The organism is Paraburkholderia sp. D1E (assembly GCF_052682275.1).
Window position 1 is genome coordinate 7,087,998 of sequence record NZ_JBQYMB010000001.1, and the last position, 18,194, is coordinate 7,106,191.

At 61.6% G+C, this 18,194-nt stretch carries 14 protein-coding genes and 1 pseudogene; 11 read left to right on the plus strand and 4 right to left on the minus strand.

The features are described from left to right. Entirely contained in the window at positions 1-1,512 is a 1,512-nt protein-coding gene (locus ACUN0E_RS31940; protein ID WP_408335790.1) for an efflux transporter outer membrane subunit, read from the plus strand. Between the two features lie 640 nt (positions 1,513-2,152). After that, entirely contained in the window at positions 2,153-3,100 is a 948-nt protein-coding gene (locus tag ACUN0E_RS31945; RefSeq protein WP_445568457.1) for an IS110 family transposase, read from the plus strand. Positions 3,101-3,409: 309 nt separating this feature from the next. On the opposite strand, the gene ACUN0E_RS31950 is transcribed toward ACUN0E_RS31945, so the two are convergent. Both ACUN0E_RS31950 and ACUN0E_RS31955 read right to left on the minus strand, forming a co-directional pair. Beyond that, complete coding sequence (locus ACUN0E_RS31950; protein WP_445569077.1) at positions 3,410-4,288, minus strand: lipid A biosynthesis lauroyl acyltransferase; 879 nt, start codon at positions 4,286-4,288, stop codon at positions 3,410-3,412. A 414-nt stretch (positions 4,289-4,702) separates the two neighbouring features. After that, positions 4,703-7,204: a penicillin-binding protein 1A gene (locus ACUN0E_RS31955; RefSeq protein WP_408223379.1), complete on the minus strand. Its 2,502-nt coding sequence runs from the start codon at positions 7,202-7,204 to the stop codon at positions 4,703-4,705. A 588-nt stretch (positions 7,205-7,792) separates the two neighbouring features. On the opposite strand from ACUN0E_RS31955, the gene ACUN0E_RS31960 reads away from it, so the two are divergent. From ACUN0E_RS31960 to ACUN0E_RS31970, 3 genes are all read left to right on the plus strand, one after another. Beyond that, positions 7,793-8,407, plus strand: coding sequence for a hypothetical protein (locus tag ACUN0E_RS31960; RefSeq protein ID WP_408223381.1), 615 nt, complete (start codon positions 7,793-7,795; stop codon positions 8,405-8,407). A 440-nt stretch (positions 8,408-8,847) separates the two neighbouring features. Further along, positions 8,848-9,528: a PspA/IM30 family protein gene (locus ACUN0E_RS31965; protein ID WP_445569078.1), complete on the plus strand. Its 681-nt coding sequence runs from the start codon at positions 8,848-8,850 to the stop codon at positions 9,526-9,528. A gap of 85 nt (positions 9,529-9,613) precedes the next feature. Then, positions 9,614-10,807: a tetratricopeptide repeat protein gene (locus ACUN0E_RS31970; protein ID WP_445569079.1), complete on the plus strand. Its 1,194-nt coding sequence runs from the start codon at positions 9,614-9,616 to the stop codon at positions 10,805-10,807. A gap of 105 nt (positions 10,808-10,912) precedes the next feature. Here the strand turns inward: ACUN0E_RS31970 and ACUN0E_RS31975 are convergent, their stop codons facing one another. Next, complete coding sequence (locus tag ACUN0E_RS31975) at positions 10,913-11,602, minus strand: TetR family transcriptional regulator (RefSeq protein ID WP_445569080.1); 690 nt, start codon at positions 11,600-11,602, stop codon at positions 10,913-10,915. A gap of 146 nt (positions 11,603-11,748) precedes the next feature. Here ACUN0E_RS31975 and ACUN0E_RS31980 point away from each other — a divergent pair, with 146 nt between their 5' ends. Beyond that, a complete protein-coding gene (locus tag ACUN0E_RS31980; RefSeq protein ID WP_445569081.1) occupies positions 11,749-13,239 on the plus strand; it encodes a flavin-containing monooxygenase in 1,491 nt (496 codons plus the stop codon). Between the two features lie 108 nt (positions 13,240-13,347). Then, complete coding sequence (locus ACUN0E_RS31985; RefSeq protein ID WP_445569082.1) at positions 13,348-14,346, plus strand: alpha/beta fold hydrolase; 999 nt, start codon at positions 13,348-13,350, stop codon at positions 14,344-14,346. A gap of 143 nt (positions 14,347-14,489) precedes the next feature. On the opposite strand, the gene ACUN0E_RS31990 is transcribed toward ACUN0E_RS31985, so the two are convergent. After that, positions 14,490-14,795: a hypothetical protein gene (locus ACUN0E_RS31990; RefSeq protein WP_408223857.1), complete on the minus strand. Its 306-nt coding sequence runs from the start codon at positions 14,793-14,795 to the stop codon at positions 14,490-14,492. On the opposite strand from ACUN0E_RS31990, the gene ACUN0E_RS31995 reads away from it, so the two are divergent. The 4 genes and pseudogenes from ACUN0E_RS31995 to tnpB all read left to right on the plus strand — a co-directional run bounded on the left by ACUN0E_RS31995 (position 14,794) and on the right by tnpB (position 18,165). Then, positions 14,794-16,197 (plus strand): methyl-accepting chemotaxis protein, encoded by a 1,404-nt coding sequence (locus ACUN0E_RS31995; RefSeq protein ID WP_445569083.1) that lies wholly within the window; start codon positions 14,794-14,796, stop codon positions 16,195-16,197. The genes ACUN0E_RS31990 and ACUN0E_RS31995 overlap by 2 nt on opposite strands. 798 nt (positions 16,198-16,995) lie before the next feature. Continuing rightward, positions 16,996-17,298, plus strand: a pseudogene (locus ACUN0E_RS32000) (transposase); the annotation flags it as partial. Positions 17,299-17,386: 88 nt separating this feature from the next. After that, complete coding sequence (gene tnpA, locus ACUN0E_RS32005; RefSeq protein ID WP_445565196.1) at positions 17,387-17,821, plus strand: IS66-like element accessory protein TnpA; 435 nt, start codon at positions 17,387-17,389, stop codon at positions 17,819-17,821. Then, the gene (tnpB, locus tag ACUN0E_RS32010; protein WP_445569084.1) at positions 17,818-18,165 is read left to right on the plus strand and encodes an IS66 family insertion sequence element accessory protein TnpB; all 348 of its coding nucleotides are present in this window, start codon (positions 17,818-17,820) and stop codon (positions 18,163-18,165) included. The genes tnpA and tnpB overlap by 4 nt, the downstream gene beginning before the upstream one ends. Positions 18,166-18,194 lie beyond the last annotated feature (29 nt).

Here is an 18,194-nt window from a genome sequence, read left to right on the forward strand (position 1 = left end):
ATGGCTACCTTTGCATTCCCTCGACACCTGCGCCTCATGCTTCCCGGCGCCGCCGCGCTTGTGCTGGCCGCCTGCTCGTTCGGGCCGAACGGCAAGCCGCCTGCGATGCCGCAACCGGCTCATTACGGCGCCGAGGCACAACCGACGCAAACTGTGCCTGCGCAAGGCATCACCCAGCAATTCGTGGCCGGCGCGAAGCCCGTGCCCGAATGGTGGAAGCTGTATCAATCGGATGCGTTGAACGCACTGGTCGACGAGGGTTTGCGCAACAGCCCGACGCTCGCCGCCACGGACAAGAGCCTCGCCGCCGCACGAGAACAATTGCGCGCACAGATCGGCAGTTCCATGCTCCCGACCATCGACGCGGGCGGCCAGGCCACCCGCAACCGTGCGCTAGCGATTCCCGAGGCCGGTCCGAATACGTTCCTGTACAACGACTTCGTTGGTCAATTGCAGGCGCACTACACATTCGACCTGTTCGGCGCCTCGCGCCTCGCCGATGCTGCGCTCGCGGCTCGCGTGAATGTGCAGGCGTATCAGTTCGATGCCGCGCGCCGGGCACTGGCCGCGAATATCGTGACGGCGGCGATCACGAGCGCCGCGTTGCATGCGCAGATCGACACCACCGAGCGCCTCGTGACGATTGCCAACGATCAGGCGCGCGACACGCAACGACGCTACGCATTGGGTGCCGTTTCGCATGCCGACCAGTTGAGCGCGCAACAAAGTGCGGCGAGCCTGTCCGCGAGTTTGCCGGGTTTGAAGCAGCAATGGCTGACAACGCGCCACGCTTTGGCAGTCCTGCTCGGCCGCACACCGGACGCGGCCCCGGACGACCTCGATCTTGCGCAACTGCATGTGCCTGAGCAGGTGCCGGTGGTGGTGCCGTCCGAGTTGCTACGCTCCCGGCCCGACATTCAGGCCGCGGACGCCGCCTTGAAGGCCGCGGCGGCCGACGTGGGCGTCGCGACCGCGCAGATGTTCCCGAGTCTCTCGCTGAGTGCGTCGATGGGACAGGGCGGTTTTAGCTGGCCGGTGGCGCTATCCGGCGCGGGGGCGATATGGAGTATTGGCGCATCCCTGTCACAACCGTTGTTTCATGGCGGCGCCCTGTTCGCGCAGCGCCGTGCGGCGGTCGACACCTATGACGCCACGGTTTCGCAGTACAAGCAAACCGTGCTAGCCGCGTTCCAGAACGTCGCCGATACGCTCGCAGCGCTGCAGCACGACGCACAGGCGCTCGACGCCGCGAACATAGCAGCGCGCTCGGCTCAGGGCATTTTCGACGAAACGTCGGGACGTTACCGCCTTGGTGCGTTACCGATCACGTCGACGCGATCGAGCGAGCAGCAGTTTCGCAACGCGCAGCTTGATGAGATCCGCTATACGAGCGCCCGCCTGACGGATACGGCGGCCTTGTTCCAGGCCATGGGAAATCCACCATTGGAGTCGGAGCCGTCCGCAGCGGCGGTACCGCCAGGTCCCGCGACAAATGTGGGCGCATCTAACTAAACCTGGGATTCCGTACTGACGGGAGCGGACTTATCCCCAAGTTTATGTTGACAGGGTTGTTGATAACCATGGGGCTACGCGCTTAAGTGCTTGATGCAGATCGGTTTGTTGCGTGCGGCGCGAGTGGAAGCAAAGGTGACCAACTACGCGCTTCGCGAGGAGGGGTATATGCGGCGGAACATCTTATCCACAGATTTTGTTGACAGGCATGTTGATAACACCTGGACATCTGGACTAAGTGCTTGAGCGCACAACGAAATCAGCCTTAGATGTATGTGGCACGCCCCATGAGGCGAGTGACACTGAAGTACCGCCTCGGCGCGCGCAGCGCCGCCGGAAGAATGACGCCCTTGTCACTCACGCTGAATGTGCGAGAACACAGATTCCAGATGCACCACTACCGTGGCTGCGCGGGGGACCCGCTTATGAGCTAGCGGTGTGAGCCGCTTTCTTTTGCCTACTTGTATATTCCCTCCTGTGGCGTCGACCCGATCAGTTGTCGCCACACGGACAGTCAGCTCGTCTGCCTACAGTGCCTCGAGCCCGCAGAAAAGCCTGAGCGACTGTCCTTTTTATCCTCGTAACCCGAACAGTTGACTGAGCCTCGAGCTCGTATTTTCCTGCAAGTATGGGTACCGTGATGAACCAGACTTCCTCTTCCGTTTATATCGGCATCGACGTCAGTGGTAGCACCCTCGACGTTGCCATCCACGACACTACCGAACATTTCAGTGTCGACAATGAAACCGCCGCCATCGACCAGCTGGTCCAGCGTCTGATGGCGCTGAGCCCCACACTGATCGTCATGGAGGCCACCGGCAAGCTCGAACTCGCTGTGCTCAGGGCACTCTGCGAGGCCGGTCTGCCCGCTGTCGCAGTCAATCCCCGACAGGTTCGGGATTTCGCGCGTGCCACAGGCCGACGCGCCAAGACCGATCGCATCGACGCGTTCGCCATCGCCCATTTCGGCGCCGTCATCAAACCCGTCGTGCGTCCGTTGAACGATGTGCAGACCGAGCAGTTGCAGGCGCTGCTGTTGCGCCGCGCCCAGCTTATCGACATGCTGGTGGCGGAAAAAGCCCGCCTGGAGCGCGCCCACGCCGCAGCTAAGGAAAGCCTGAACGACCACATCAAATGGCTCAAACGGCAGCTCACCGTCGCGGACAAGGACATCGATTCGTTCATGCGCTCTTCGCCCGCCTGGCGTCAGAAGGAGGATCTGCTGCGCTCCGTGCCCGGGATCGGCCCCGGTGCCGCGGCCACGCTGATTGCATTCATGCCCCAGCTCGGCTCGCTGAACCGTCGCGAAATTGCCGCACTCACCGGTGTCGCGCCGTTCAATTGCGACAGCGGCAAGCACATCGGCAAGCGTCGCATTCAGGGCGGTCGCGCCATCGTGCGTCGCGCGCTTTACATGGCCTGCATACCTGCGCTGCGCTTCAATCCGGTGATCAGAGCCTTCTATGACCGTCTGCGCAAGGCCGGCAAACCATTCAAGGTGGCCATGACCGCGTGCATTCGCAAGCTCATCGTGACGCTCAACGCCATGGTCCACAACGCCACACACTGGAACGCATCGATGAATTGACCGGCGGTATAGCTTTGCCCGGATGCTGTGCCTGAACGCGATCACTCGCGTGGTCTGCGCTCGCCTGTACGGACTGGCGAACCGCACTGAGAATCCAGCACCCGGAAACAGCCTGTCGCTTGACTTCCAATACGGTTGCTTTTCTTTGCGGCAGGCAAAGAAAAGTAGGTGCCTGCCCCGCACAGGGGCGACGCTAATAAACCACCAGGAAATCAAGAAAAGGCCAACACCGTAGGTATACAGACGACAAACCGCGCCGCAAAAGCAAAAGGCAAAACCCCACCCAGCCGCCACGCGCAAAAAAAACTGTCAATAAACCCCAGCCTCCCCGACAGGCCGATTCTTAAACCTCTTATGCACCCAATAATATTGATCAGGAATCCGCCGCACCTGCGTCTCGAGGAATTCAGTGATCCGTCGTGCATCGACAGAAACATCATCCGAAGGAAAATCAGCTAACGCGTCAAAAATAGTCAGCTTATAGCCGCGATAGTCCGGCAAGACTTCAGTCACAAACGGCACCACCCGCGCATTCCCAGCCTTCGCCATCCGCGAAACAGAAGTCAGCGTACAAGCCGGCACACCAAAAAACGGCACAAACACCGAATCCCGCAGCCCAAAATCCATATCCGCAGCCAGCATCACCGGCTTACCGCCACGCAAAACACGCAACGCTCGCCGCACACTATCGCTACGCGGAATCATCTCCGTACCGAAGCGCCCGCGCTGCCGCTTGGCCATCGCATCGAGCAACAGATTCGACATCGGCGTATACAGCGAAGCAACCGGATGCCGTGTCGAATACATCATGCAACCCGCCTCGATACCGACAAAATGGAAGCCCACAAAAATCGTCGGCTTACCCTCCATGTCGGTAAGGTCGATCGCGCTCTCCACTTCGACAAGGCGTGCCAGCGCCTGCGCATTGCCGAACCATTGCGGGCCGCGCTCGACATAACTGCGGATCACATGACAGAAATGCGCGCGCGCGAGACGCTCGCGCGCTTCGTCGCTCATGTCGGGGAAACACAGTTTCAGATTGGTATGCACGACGCGCCGGCGCGCGCTAGGAATCCGGTACAGCAATGCACCGATGCCGGTGCCGATGCGCGCGACAACACCATATGGCAGGAAAGCAAACGCGCGCAGCAGACCTGTCATCAGACAGATGAGTATTCGACTTTTCACGAGGCAACGACCCGGTGGATGCTGAGTGACAAACACTCCAGCCGCGACAACCTGGCAGTTGCCCACGGGTGGAAGTGGCATGCGCGCGCGTTAAACGGGTCTCGCGCGGCGCGACTTTTGAGGATGGGCATCTCGCTCGCGGCGAGACGCAGCGGTGCTGGAGGCCGAAACCGCTTAGAGGAATCGAGCGCCCGTATAGGACCCAATATAAAAGCACCGTAGGCGTGATTAAAACACACTGCGGAGGGCAGGCACAAAAACTGCTCAAAGGGCCTGCCTCCGTGGCGCGACAAAATCTTCGCCAGGCAACGATCGCCCTGCCCGTTCAAAAACACTTGCGTGTGCGGCCCGCGCATCTGCACGCACTCGCTACGCCCCCAGGTGACTCCCCGAAGGAAGTCATCCTTGGGGGCATCAAGGCTTGTTCGTCTCGAACAAATCCATGATCTGCTTCTTTTCGTTCGACGACACGTTCGGCGGAGGCACCGCCGGCGGCGTCATACCCGCAGGCCCCACACCGCCGACCGCATCGCTCGCACCAGCGGTCGGATTCGCCGAATCGAGACCGATGCTGGCCACGAAACCATTGCCCGGCGTCATGTCCGTATAGAACAGTTCGCCGTCGACCGAAGTCACGCCGTCAGGCTGCGCCGGTTCGCTTTGCGGCACACCGCGCAGCGCGCGCTGCATGTACTCGACCCAGATCGGCAACGCGAGTTGTGCACCGAACTCACGGCTACCGAGACTCTTCGGCTGGTCGTAACCCATCCACGCCACCGCAACCAGCGATTGCTGATAACCGGCGAACCAGCCGTCCTTTGCGTCGTTGGTCGTACCTGTCTTGCCCTGCAAGTCCGAACGATGCAGCACGTTGGTGCCCGCGCCCGTGCCGGCCGTGGCCACCGAATGCAGCAGGCTGTTCATGATGTACGCGTTACGCGGTTCGAGCGTACGCGGCGCGTCCTGGCCCGCCGTCAGGGGTTGCGCTTTCGAGAGCGGCTCACCGCGCGCGTCGGTAACTTCATTGATCAGATACGGATTGATGCGGTAGCCGCCGTTCGCGAACACCGAGTATGCGCCCGCCGATTGCAACGGCGTGACGAGGCCCGCGCCGAGCGCCATGGGCAGATACGGCGGGGTCTTGTCGGCGTCGAAACCAAAACGCTGCGTCACGAAATCTTGCGCGTACTTGGTGCCGATGAACGACAGGATGCGGATCGACACCAGGTTCTTCGACTTCTGCAACGCGAGGCGCAACGGCATCGGACCGTCCGGCTGGTCGTCGTCCTTCGGCTCCCACGCATCACCGCCCGGCGTGCTCGGCGGGAAGTACAGCGGCGCGTCGTTGATGATCGTGGCCGGTCCGAGACCCTTGTCGAGCGCCGCCGAATAGATGAACGGCTTGAAGCTCGAACCCGGCTGACGCCACGCCTGCGTGATGTGGTTGAACTTGTTCTTGTTGAAGTCGAAGCCGCCCACCAGTGCGCGAATCGCGCCGTCCTGCGGTGTCAGCGAAACCAGCGCGCCTTCTACTTGCGGGAGCTGCGTGATCTGCCAGTTACCTTTGTCGTCGGCGACGAGGCGCACGATCGAGCCCGGCTTGATCTTCGTGGCCGCGGCTGCACGCGCGCTCAGCGCGCCGGCTGCAAAGCGCAGGCCGTCGCCACTGATCGTCACGTCGGTGCCGTCGACCAGTTGCGCCTTCACCTGCTTCGGATTCGCGTCTGTCACCACGCCGGCGATGATTTCACCGTTGTCGGGGTGATCGGTGAGTGCATCGTCGATAGCCTGATCGCGGTCGTCGCCCGGTGCGGGCAGTTGCACGAAACCTTCCGGCCCGCGATAGCCGTGGCGCCGCTCATAGTCCATCACGCCCTTGCGCACCGCGCGATAGGCGGCGTCCTGATCGGCGGAATCGATCGTGGTAGTGACGTTCAGGCCACGCGTATAGGTTTCGTCCTTGTACTGCGCGTACATCATCTGGCGAACCATTTCGGCGATGTACTCAGCATGCACGCTGTATTCGTTGCCCGGATTCTTGGTGTGAATCTCTTCCTTGATGGCCTGATCGTACTGGTCCTGGGTGATGTATTTCAGCTCGAGCATGCGCTTCAGAATGTATTCCTGGCGGATCTTCGCGCGCTTCGGATTGACCACCGGGTTATACGCGGACGGTGCCTTCGGCAAGCCCGCCAGCATCGCGGCTTCGGCCAGCGTGATGTCTTTCAGATCCTTGCCGAAATACACGCGTGCGGCCGCGGCAAAACCGTACGAACGCTCGCCCAGATAAATCTGGTTCATGTAGACCTCGAGGATCTGATCCTTGGTCAGCGCGCGCTCGATCTTGTACGCCAGCATCATTTCGTAGATCTTGCGCGTGTAGGTCTTCTCGCTCGAGAGGAAGAAGTTGCGCGCCACCTGCATCGTGATCGTGCTCGCACCCTGCGAGGCGCCGCCGTGCATGATGTCGGAAACACCCGCACGCAAAATGCCGACGAAGTCGACGCCGCCGTGCTCGTAGAAGCGATAGTCTTCGATCGCGAGCACCGCCTTCTTCATCTGGTCCGGAATGTCCTGGAAGCGCACGATGCTACGCCGCTCTTCGCCGAACTCGCCGATCAGCACATGGTCCGCGGTGTAGACCCGCAACGGCACCTTCGGGCGATAGTCGGTCAGCGCGTCGAGCGACGGCAGTTGCGGCCCCATCACCACGAGCGCGTAACCGGCAATCAGCGCGCCCACCACGGCGATAGTCGCCAGCAGACTGACAAACCAGATGGCGATGGTCGCACCGATCGAACGGCGGCCGGCCTCCCCGTCGCGCGAAGCAGCGTTGCGTCCTGGAGTGCGGTGGTAGGAGTCCCGGTCTTCACCAGCCGGAGAATTTGAAGAATGCGGTCGTTTGATGATTGGCATGACTGGAATAGTGGGCGCGTAACTGAACGCCTTTCTGCACACGCTCCTGGCGCGTGCATGGATCGTGGTCGTAGCGCGAACGCCGTTGCCGCACGCCGGGCCCGACAGCGAACCCAAGGCTCACAGCAACGGCCGATCAGGCGGCAGAACACACGACAATAGCAAACGGACTGCATGAGGCGCAAAACACCGCGCGGCCCTACGCCCCCGGGCAGCCGCACGGCACGCCTGGGACATCGTCCGGCGCAACGTAACAGCGCATTTTAAAGAAATCAAGCGGCGCCCAAGACAGTTTTTTTGTAAGAATTCCCTTCGCGCGGCGTCCCGGCGGCAGATCGCGCCAGCCATACAAGCGTCTGGCGCCGCCTGCGGGCGGTTATCAACAGAAAATGTTGAAAGGCCTGTGGACAAGACCGCCGGAAACGCTACAACTCATTGATGTCACGGGATTTTCATGTCGCGCCCGTTCCGCATCGGTGCAACTCGTCATATGATGGACTCGGCGCGCGAGTCGTTACCGACGCGCGCGACGGCGTACGCCAAATACACGCCTTGAACCGCCAATGCCAACAAGTATGCGAGCCGACCATGAACAAGCCCAGCGAACGCATCGTCGTATTCGTCACGACCGCGCAGAAACGCGCGATCGCCGCCACCGCCGAAGAACTGGGTATTAGCGTCAGCGAACTGATGCGGCGCGCGGTGTTGAGCTTCGGCGCGACCAGCGAGCAGGTGAAAGCGGCCAGCATTGTCGACCGGTTGAATGCACCACGCGCACCGGACGCGCTCGACGCGGCGCTGCAGCGCGTTGCGCGCGGCACACGCCATGCACGGGCGGCGCTTCCGGCGGCCTTGCAGACCCACGGCAACAACGAATCCGCTGCGCCGGCAGCAGGCGCGGCCGCAGCGCATGCGGATGAATTGTTGGGCACACCCGCGGGTGGAAGCCCGGCACCGTTGCTGCCGGCCGGCGTATTGGCCGCGCTTACCGCGACAGACGAGGAAATAGAAGCCGCCGCAGCCGCCGAAGCCGTGGGGCGCGTCGCTGCGGCCAAGGCGGCATCGATTGCGGGCTCAGCGCAGAACCCGGCCGACGTGGAAACGCCGTTGCGCACCGTGCTCAAGCGTCCGCGTCTCGACGCCGCGCGCGACGAAGACGATCCGGGCAGCGATCCGAGCACGGAAGGCGGCCGCTTCGCCTGAATCGAAAGTGGCACGGTCAAACGACGCGACCCATCACGCATCGACGTGTTGCGGGTGAAGAAGCGCGGACACGCCGCGCACGCGCCACGCCTATTCACATCCACGACACCGGCCACGCGCAGAGTTGGCGATTACGTCGTCGCGCCCTGCCCGCCGTGCGTAAAGTTGGCGATTACGTCATCGTGCCCTTTAAGGCGGTTTTAAGAGAATGCGTGGTGTAATATCCGCGAGCGGCTGAATGACACGCCGCGCGTTTTCAGGCTGTTTGCAATTCGTTTCAAAACCGTAAATTTACGGCGCCGCTATTGCAATTGGCGTGTGCGCCCCGAACTCCGGTCCGAACGCTGCGCAGCTTTGCGCGCAGCGGCGTAAAGTAGCATTGGAAAGCAGTTAAAGCGCGTGGGTTTATTCAGCGCCGATTTCATTCTTTGGAGGTTTTCATGTCGCTTTTTGACAGCATTTCGCGCACGCTTAAAGGTCTCCTTAACGACGCAGCCGATTCCGTGCAAGATCCGTCGCGCGATTCGCGCCAGATCGTGCGCGAACTCGACGAGAGCATTGCTAAAGCCGAGAACTCGCTGATCGAGATTCAGGCGCAGGTCGCCACGCAGCAAAGCAAGCGCGATGTTGCAGCCGACAAGGCGAAGAAGTACGAAGACGGCGCGAAGCGCGCCCTGCAATCCGGCGACGAAGCACTCGCACGTGAAGCCCTCGGCGCGCAAGCCACAGCCGAAGCCGAGCGCGATGCGCTGGCCAGGGAGCTGACCACGCTGGAGCCATCGGTTGCGCAACTGAAGAGCCAGATCGACGACATGCGTGGCCGTCGTAACGACCTGAACGCGCGCTCGAACATTCTGCAAGCCAAACAGCAGATCGCTCAGGCTAAAGATGTTGCAGCCACGGCGTTGGGCGGTATCGGCGGCAAGAATCTGTCCGAAGATTTCCAGAAGCTGGAAGACAAGGTTGCGTTGTCGAATGCCCGTTCGGACGCGCGCCTGAATTCGGCCGACGTGAAGAGCGGCAAGGCGCTCGACGACAAGCTCTCGGATCTTAACCGCGGGCCGTCCGTCGAAGATCGTCTCGAAGCATTGAAGAAGCAGATCAACACGCCGGCTCAGTAATTGCGTCAGCAGTAAATACCGGCTGCCGTTACGAGTGCAGCAGGAATCGACTGAAGGAGACGGGTGCCTCGCACCCGGTCCGTAAATGAAAAAATTTCTCGCAAGCGCATTCGCCTCACTGCTGTTCGTGTCGGCTGCGGCGTTCGCTCTGCCGACGGTTCAGCAAATCGAATCCGCCATGTCGCAAGGCAACTGGCAGCAGGCCGATGCCGGTTTGAGCGAAGTGCTGCAGGCGCATCCGAACAACGCGCGCGCGCACTACCTGTACAGCCAGGTGCTCGATCGCGAAGGCCGTTCTGCCGACGCCCTCGCCCAGGTGCAGCAGGCCAAGACGCTCGACCCGCAAATCCGCTTCACCGACCCGACCCGTTTCGCGCAAACCGAAGCGCGTATCCGCAAGAACGCGGAACGTGCCGGCGCCGCCGGCGGCAACACCACGAGCCGCGCGTCCAATCCGTTCGTGCAGCAGAATTCGCCGGCGGTGCAGCAACAGTCGGCGATGGTGTCGCAAGCGCCGCAACGGCATGGCCCCGGCATGGGCATGTGGGTCGGCATCATCCTCCTGATCGGTGTGATCGCGCTGGTGTTGCGCTGGACATTGCGCCGTGCCCGCACGCAAGACGATTCGCGTGCCGACGACGATCGTCGCGTGCAGCTCAAGCGCGCGACCGAGATGCTCAACGCCGTGCGCTCGTTGAAGCTCGACGTGAAGCTCTCCACCGTACAAGGTCATGAGGCGCTCGAGAAGGAAGTCGAATCGACCGAAGACCAGTTGCGCGGTGTGGTCGAAACCTTGTCGAACGGCAAGAATCCCGTGCCGCCGTATCAGCTCGACGAACTGGAGCAGCGCATTGGCAGCATGCGCGCCCGTGCCGACGGGCGGCCCGATCCGTATGCCGCGCCTGCCGCCGGCACGCAACAGTCGCCGTATGCACAGGAAGCCGAGCGTTTCGGCAACCCGCCGCAAGCGCCCTATCCGCAGCAAGGACCGTATCAACAGCAGCCGCAGGTCATCGTGCAGCAAGGTGGTGGCGGTTTCGGCGGCGGCATGGGTGGTCTGCTGACTGGCGTGCTGCTCGGCGAGGCGCTGAATTCCGGGCGTGAACGCGTCGTGGAACGCGACGTGATTGTCGATGATGAAACGCGTCGCCGAGGCGGTGACGGCGGTAATGGCGGCGGCCTCGACTTCGGCCAGGGCTCGAACGACTGGAGCGACAACAGCGGCGGTGGCGTCGACTTGGGCAGCAACGACGATTCCGGCGGCTGGAGCGATACCTGAGAAACACGGCGCTGCTTGAGATGCAGTCAAGCAAACGCTAACCAATCAAGCTGCAACGAAAACAGGCTCCTGCACGGAGCCTGTTTTTTTATGTCGGCGCCCTTTTTAAGCCCCCGCTGACGCTGGCGCCCTCACCGGCTCATGCTGCGCCAGCAGTACCGAACCCGCGAACAGCCGGACGATGAAACGCTCCGCGTACGCGACCAGCGCTTCCCGACGCGCGGCATCCCCATCGATGTACTCCGCCGACAAATGAAACAGCTGCAATACGATCTGCGTGCAGACTTCGTCGACGATTGCGCAGGCGAGCGTCGGCATCAGTTCCAGTTGCACGACGTCGTCCGCCATTTCCGCCGACACCTCGTGAAGGTTCGCCCGCACCGCTTCACGCAGCGCCGGCGAGGTGCCGTGATACTCGGCCAGCGCGCTCAGAAACGCCTCGCGGTTCTCCAATGCAAACGCAAAGAACGCCATGCACGCGCGACGCGGCACGCTCTGCGGCTCGTCGTGCGCGGCCAGCCAGCGCTCGCGCCGCAACATCGGCCGCAGGCGGCGGCTCACCGATTCGACTGCCTCGCGCGCCAGGTCGTCGAGCGTGTCGAAATGACGGTAGAACGTGTTGGGATTCAGCCCCGCCTCGCGCGCCAGTTCGCGCAGGCCCAGGCTTGCAAAGCTACGCCCGCCCGCGGTCAGACGCAACGCGGCTTCGATCAGCTTGCGCTTGCCTCGCGGGAGATCATGCCCGGAAAAAGCGCCATGGTCGGCGGCGGACGCCGCTTCGGGTACGAGTTTCATGAGCTTTCAGTCAGAGCCTGGCTCGTGCGTTTAATAGTCGTACTCTAAACGATCTTGACGCGAAGTGTACAGTTGTCTACCCTGCGCGTTATGTTGGTGTAGACATGTGTAGACACCCGAATTTTGCCTGACTCCGGAGCCCCCCCGTGACGCCTGCCTCATCCGCCCAACCCGCCATGCCACGCATCGCCATTGTCGGCAGCGGATTTGCGGGCATCGGCATGGCGATCCGCCTCCTGCAGATGGGCATCACGTCGTTCACGATTTACGAGGCCGTCGGCGATATCGGCGGCACGTGGCGCGACAACACCTATCCCGGCGCGGCCTGCGATGTGCCGTCGCATCTGTATTCGTTTTCATTCGAGCCGAATCCGGCGTGGTCGCGTGCGTTCGGCGGCCAGGCGGAGATCTTCGCTTACCTCAAGCATTGCGCGCGCAAATACGGCGTTGATCGCTATGTGCGCTGCAATGCGAGCGTGGCCGCGACGCGTTTCGATCAAGCGCGGCAAACGTGGCAAGTCGAAATCGATTCGAACGGCGCACGCGAAACCATCGAGGCCGATGTAGTGATCGCGGCGAGCGGTCCGCTGTCGCGCCCGGCCATGCCGCAGATCCAGGGGCTCGATCGTTTCGAAGGCAAGCTGTTTCATTCGGCGCGCTGGGACCATGACTATCCGCTCGAAGGCAAGCGCGTCGCGGTGATCGGCACCGGCGCCAGCGCGATCCAGTTCGTGCCGCGGATCCAGCCGCGCGTCGCGCAACTCGAACTGTTCCAGCGCACCGCGCCGTGGATCATGCCCAAGCCCGACAAGCCGATCGGTCCGCGTGCGCACTGGCTATTCCGGCATTTGCCGTTTACGCAGCGCTTCGTGCGCAATGCGATCTACTGGCAGCTCGAATCGCGTGCGATTGCGTTCGTCGTCAATCCAAAGCTGATGAAGTTGCCGATGAAATTCGGCATGAGCTACCTCGAACGGCGCGTCAAGGACCCCGCACTGCGCACCAAGCTGACGCCGAACTACCGACTCGGTTGCAAGCGCGTGCTGCTATCGAGCGATTACTTTCCTGCGCTCGGCCAGCCGAACGTCGACGTGGTGACGACCGGCATCCGCGAAATCGTCGCCGACGGCATCGTCACCGACGACGGCACGCATCATCAGGCCGATACGATTATCTGCGGCACGGGCTTTCAGGTGAATGACGTGGGCGCGCCATTCGACGTAACCGGCCTTGACGGCGCCGATCTCGGCGCGATGTGGCTACGCGATGGGCCGGAGGCCTACCTCGGCACCAGCGTCGCCAACTTCCCGAACTTCTTCATGATCGTCGGCCCGAACACCGGGCTGGGTCACAACTCGATGATCTACATGATCGAGTCACAAGTGCGGTACATCGCCGATTGCCTGCGCGTATTGCGCCGACGCAAGGCGCGCACGATGAACTTGCGGCCCGACGTCCAGCGCGATTTCAATCAGCGTCTGCAGAAGGAAATGCAGCACTCCGTGTGGGTCAGCGGTTGCCACAGCTGGTATCAGACGAAGAGCGGTAAGGTCACTGCGCTGTGGCCAGGCTTCACATTCAGCTTTCGCAAACGCACGCGGCGTGTGCGGCCGCACGATTATCACTTCGCGCCTTAGAGTGGCGTGCGGCGGCCGAGGGGCCGCACGCGGTGCTGAGGCTGAGGCTGAGGCTGAGGCTGAGCAGAGCAGAGACGATCAAACTCGAATTGAAGGGAGACAACAACCATGGCAAGCATCGAATCCGCGACGCCCGCATCAACAGCGCCACTACCACCCCGCTCGCTCGCCGCGCGCCTCGGCATCACCAGCGTGCCGCGTGCCGAATTGCAGCGGCGCTACACACAAAGTGGTTCGAAATTCGTCGAGATCATGGGCGCCGACGTGCACTACGTCGATGAAGGCAGCGGCGACACGATCGTGATGATTCACGGTTTCGCGTCTTCGTTGCATACGTGGAATCGCGTCGCCGACGAGCTCAAGCGCGAGCATCGCGTGATTCGTCTCGATCTGCCGCCCTTCGGCGTGACCGGACCGTTGCGCTCGAGTTCCGGTGAAATCGAGACGATGAATCTGCCGACCTACCGGCGTTTCATCGATACGTTCATGCAGGCGCTCGGCATTTCGCGCGCGACGCTGATCGGCAACTCGCTCGGCGGCCTGATTTCGTGGGATTACGCGGTACGCCATCGCGAGGCCGTCGAACGGCTGGTATTGATCGACTCGGCCGGTTTCCCGATGAAACTGCCGATTTATATCGGCCTCTTCAATAGCGCACTGGTGCGGGTCAGTTCGCCCTGGTGGCTGCCCGAAGTCATTATCAAGAGCGCAGTGCACAACGTGTATGGCGATCCGCGCAAGATCGATGCGGTGACGCTGCGACGTTACGTCGAATTCTTCCACGGCGAGGGCACGCGCGAGGCGATCGGCAAGATGGTGCCGACGCTCGACTTCAAGGACGTCGATACCGACGTATTGAAGACGCTGAACGTACCGTCGCTGGTCCTGTGGGGTGCGAAGGATCGCTGGATTCCGACTGCACACGCGGCCGAATTTGCGAGCCGCATTCCAGGTGCGAAATCGGTGATGTACCCTGGGCTCGGTCACATTCCGATGGAAGAAGCGCCTGAGCGCGTGATGGCCGATCTGCAGGCGTTTCTCGGCGCGAGCACCATGGGTGCCGCGAATGCTCCCGTTGTCGAGGGTACGCGCAGCGCACCCGGCTGACCCTGTCTTTTCCAGCTGATTCACCTGTACGCGCGCACCGCAGCGCGCGTTCTTCCAGCACTTCCTCGTAGCACTTCTTCCCAGCGCCTCCTCGCAGCACTTCCTCCCAGCGCACGCGCTTCAGACACCTCATCCCGGCATCCTCATCCTCCCCCTAGCAGGCGCAGCAAGCTCCAGAGAAACTTGCAGAGCATCACGATCAGCTCCCACAGGTGATAGAGCTGTTGCCAGCCCGAAACGCGCGCGAAAGAGTCGATCATGGATTGCCGGTGGCAGAAAAGAATGGCTGCGAAGTTGCAGGCTGAACGCACATGATAACGACTGGCTGCGGGATACTCCGTATCAAGTCCCTGGCAAGCTTGCCGTAAACGTGTCGAGAAGACGCGACATCCGCAGTGGGTGATCACGCCAATTGACTGCGCCAACCGCGCCATCATGGAGACCAGCATGACGCGTTTCAGCTTTCGCCGGGCCGGCCGTTCACAAACGGTCGTTGGCGATATTGCCGCGCAAGCCGGCAAACTGGGAATTGAAATTTGCGACGTATCGGGTCACGTCGAGGAAGTTGCCGCGCGCGTGCAGCGCCAGGCGCAGGTTTGCCGCGCACTGCGCGAGTCTGCCGCACAGACGCTCGCGGGCAATCATCGCATTGCCACTGCCGCACGCGAAATGCGTAGCGTGTCGACCGAGGCCGCGACCGGTGTGCGGGCGTCGCAGCAGACGCTGGAGGCGTCGCTCGCCGACATCCACGGACTGGTGGAAGGCGTGACGGTGATCGAGAGCCAGATTGGCGCGTTACGCAGCGCATTGGCGCATGTGAGCCGCGTCTCCGAGGAAATTTCGCTGATCGCCCGCCAGACGCATTTGCTGGCGCTGAACGCCGCGATCGAAGCCGCGCGCGCCGGCGACTCCGGCAAGAGTTTCGCGGTGGTGGCCGCCGAGGTAAAGAACCTGTCGGCGAAGACGGCCCAGGCGACTGGCCAGATCGAGACCACGCTCGCGCAACTCACCCGGCAGACCGAGCAGTTGATCAACGAGGGTTCGGTGAACACGGCGCGCGCACATCGGGTACGCGAAGGCACCCGCAAGATCGGCGACGTCGTGCATGCGACGGGCGATGCGATCACGCAGCTCAACGACGAGGCTGGGCAGATCGCCACGTTGACTGGCGAGATCGAAACCCAATGCAACGGACTCGAAGCGCAGGTGCTGGAAATGGCGAACGGCGTCGAGGATTCAAGCGAGAACTTCGCGCAGGCGAAGAACCGGTTGGGGAATTTGCTCGGCGTGTCCGAAACGTTGATCGAGTTGACTGCGGCAACGGGGGTCGAGACGACGGATACGCCGTTTATCGATGCCGTGCAGCAGGCCGCGGCTGCGGTGTGCAAGCTATTCGAAACTGCTGTCGCTCGGGGCGAGGTGTCGATTGAGGATCTGTTCGATCAGCATTACTTGCCCGTTGCAGGAAGCAATCCGGCTCAGTTCGTTACCCGGTTTACTGCTTTTACTGATCGGGTTTTGCCCGCTATTCAGGAGCCGTTACTCGGGCTCGATCCGCGCGTGGCGTTCTGCGCCGCCGTCGATGTGCGTGGTTATCTTCCGACTCACAATCTGAAGTTTTCTTTGCAGCAACGCGAGGATGTGGTCTGGAATATGGCTAATTGCCGGAACCGGCGAATGTTCGACGATCGCACCGGGATTGCGGCTGCGTCGCATACCAAGAAGTTTCTGTTGCAGACTTATCGTCGCGATATGGGTGGTGGGCAGTTTGTTCTGATGAAGGACGCGTCAGCGCCTGTGTTTGTTGCCGGCAGGCATTGGGGTGGGGTTCGGATTGGATATAAGGTTTGAGGTTTTCTTTTTGCCTGTGCGGCGCCTAGTTTGACTGTATGCCTATGGCGTTGGGTTTTTCTTGATTTGTTTGCCTTCGCGGCGCTTGTTGTCTGTGTTTTTATGGCGTTGGCCTTTCCTTGTTTTGTTAGTGGTCTATTAGCGTAGCCCCTGTGCGGGGCGGCACCTACTTCTCTTTGCCGCCGCAAAGAGAAGTAGGCAAGAGAAAGCGGCTCACACCGCTAATTCTTAAGCGGGTCCCCTAGCTTGGAGGGGGTAGTGGTGCATCTGGAATCCGTGTTCCCGCACATTCAGCCCTAGTGACAAGGCCATCATACTTCCGGCGGCGCTGCGCGCGCCGCAGCGCACTTCTTAGAACCGATTGCTTTGTTTTCGCGCTCGAGCTCCATTTGGCGTTTCGCCGAGGCGAAGCCGATGGCTCCCACCACGTGCAATCGAAGCCCCGGGTTTCCCTGGCGGACCCATCCGCGACGCACGCAGTGCGGAGTGGGAACTGATGAGCGCTTTGTCGCTCACGCGGAATGCGCGAGGGCACCGATTCCAGATGCACCACTACCCCGACTGTGCGGGGGACCCGCTTATAAGCTGGCGGGGTGAGCCGCTTTCTTTGCTTATCTTTCTTTGCGGCGGCAAAGAAAGTAAGTGCCTGCCCCGCACAGGGGCGAACGCTAATAATCCAATACAAATTCAAGGAAAGGCCAAAGCCCAAAGCGCACAGAAAAACGCGCCGAGCGAGGGTGTAATTAGTTTTGTGTAAACGGTCATTTGGCAGGAGACTGCCAGTAATCAGGAGCGACGATGACCGTAGCGAAACGCAACAAACGCGTGAAACCCGACCCTGAGCTCGTCAAGCTGGCCGACAGCCTGCTGGCGAACTACCAGAAACCAGAGGACCTGATTGGCGAGAACGGCCTGCTCAAGCAGCTCACGAAGATGCTGGTTGAACGGGCGCTAGAGACGGAGATGTCCGAACACCTGGGCCACGGCAAGAGCGAAGCGGTCACCAATGCCACGGGCAACACCCGCAACGGCCATAGCGCCAAGACGTTGCAGGGGGAGTTTGGCGAGTTGCCGCTCGATATCCCGCGTGACCGTCAGGGTGCGTGTAAGCGGCTCGTCTGGGCCGTTATGGACAGCGGATTGAGGGTTTGGGTAATTTGGTGTCCACCAAATTATTGCGGACACCAAAGTGGACAATACATTGAAGGCGCGCGCAGCCGGTGGCGCATATAAGCGACCGAATTTCCCTACGGAGTTCAAACGGCGCCTGGTAGAGCAGTCACTTGAGCCAGGTGCCTCGGTAGCGTTGATTGCGCGTGCCAACGAGGTTAATGCGAATTTGCTGTTCAAATGGCGACGGCAGTATCTGCAAGGTGCCTACGGCATCCCGTCGCTTCCCAACCCCACGATATCCGATCCTGCCCGGGAGAGTGCGCCGCTGTTGCCGGTGAGCATTGTCGCCGACACCGCCGAATCGACCCCGGTGACGGTGCGCGACGCGGGGGGCGTGAACACCGTGGTTGAGAGCGTGTGCGAGGTGGTGTTCAGCAATGCGTGTCTGCGGATCCGCGGCGAGGTCTCGCCCGCCACGCTACGTCTGTTGATCCGTGAGCTGTCGCGATGATCGGCCTGCCGGCGGGCACACGTATCTGGATCGCAGCAGGGGTGACCGACATGCGCTGCGGCTTCCAGGGCCTGGCCGCCAAGGTACAGACGGCGCTTGAGGAGAATCCGCTGGGCGGTCACGTGTTCATCTTCCGCGGCCGTCGCGGCGACCTGGTAAAAATTCTTTGGGCTACCAGCGACGGGCTATGGCTGCTTGCAAAGCGGCTCGAGCGTGGCCGCTTCGTTTGGCCGCAGGCCGATAGCGGCAAGATCCATCTGACCCACGCCCAGCTGTCGATGCTGCTCGAAGGCATCGACTGGCGGCAGCCACGCCGCACCGCTGAGCCACTGTCGATGTTGTAAACCGCGCGGCACCTGCGTAAACTGCGTGG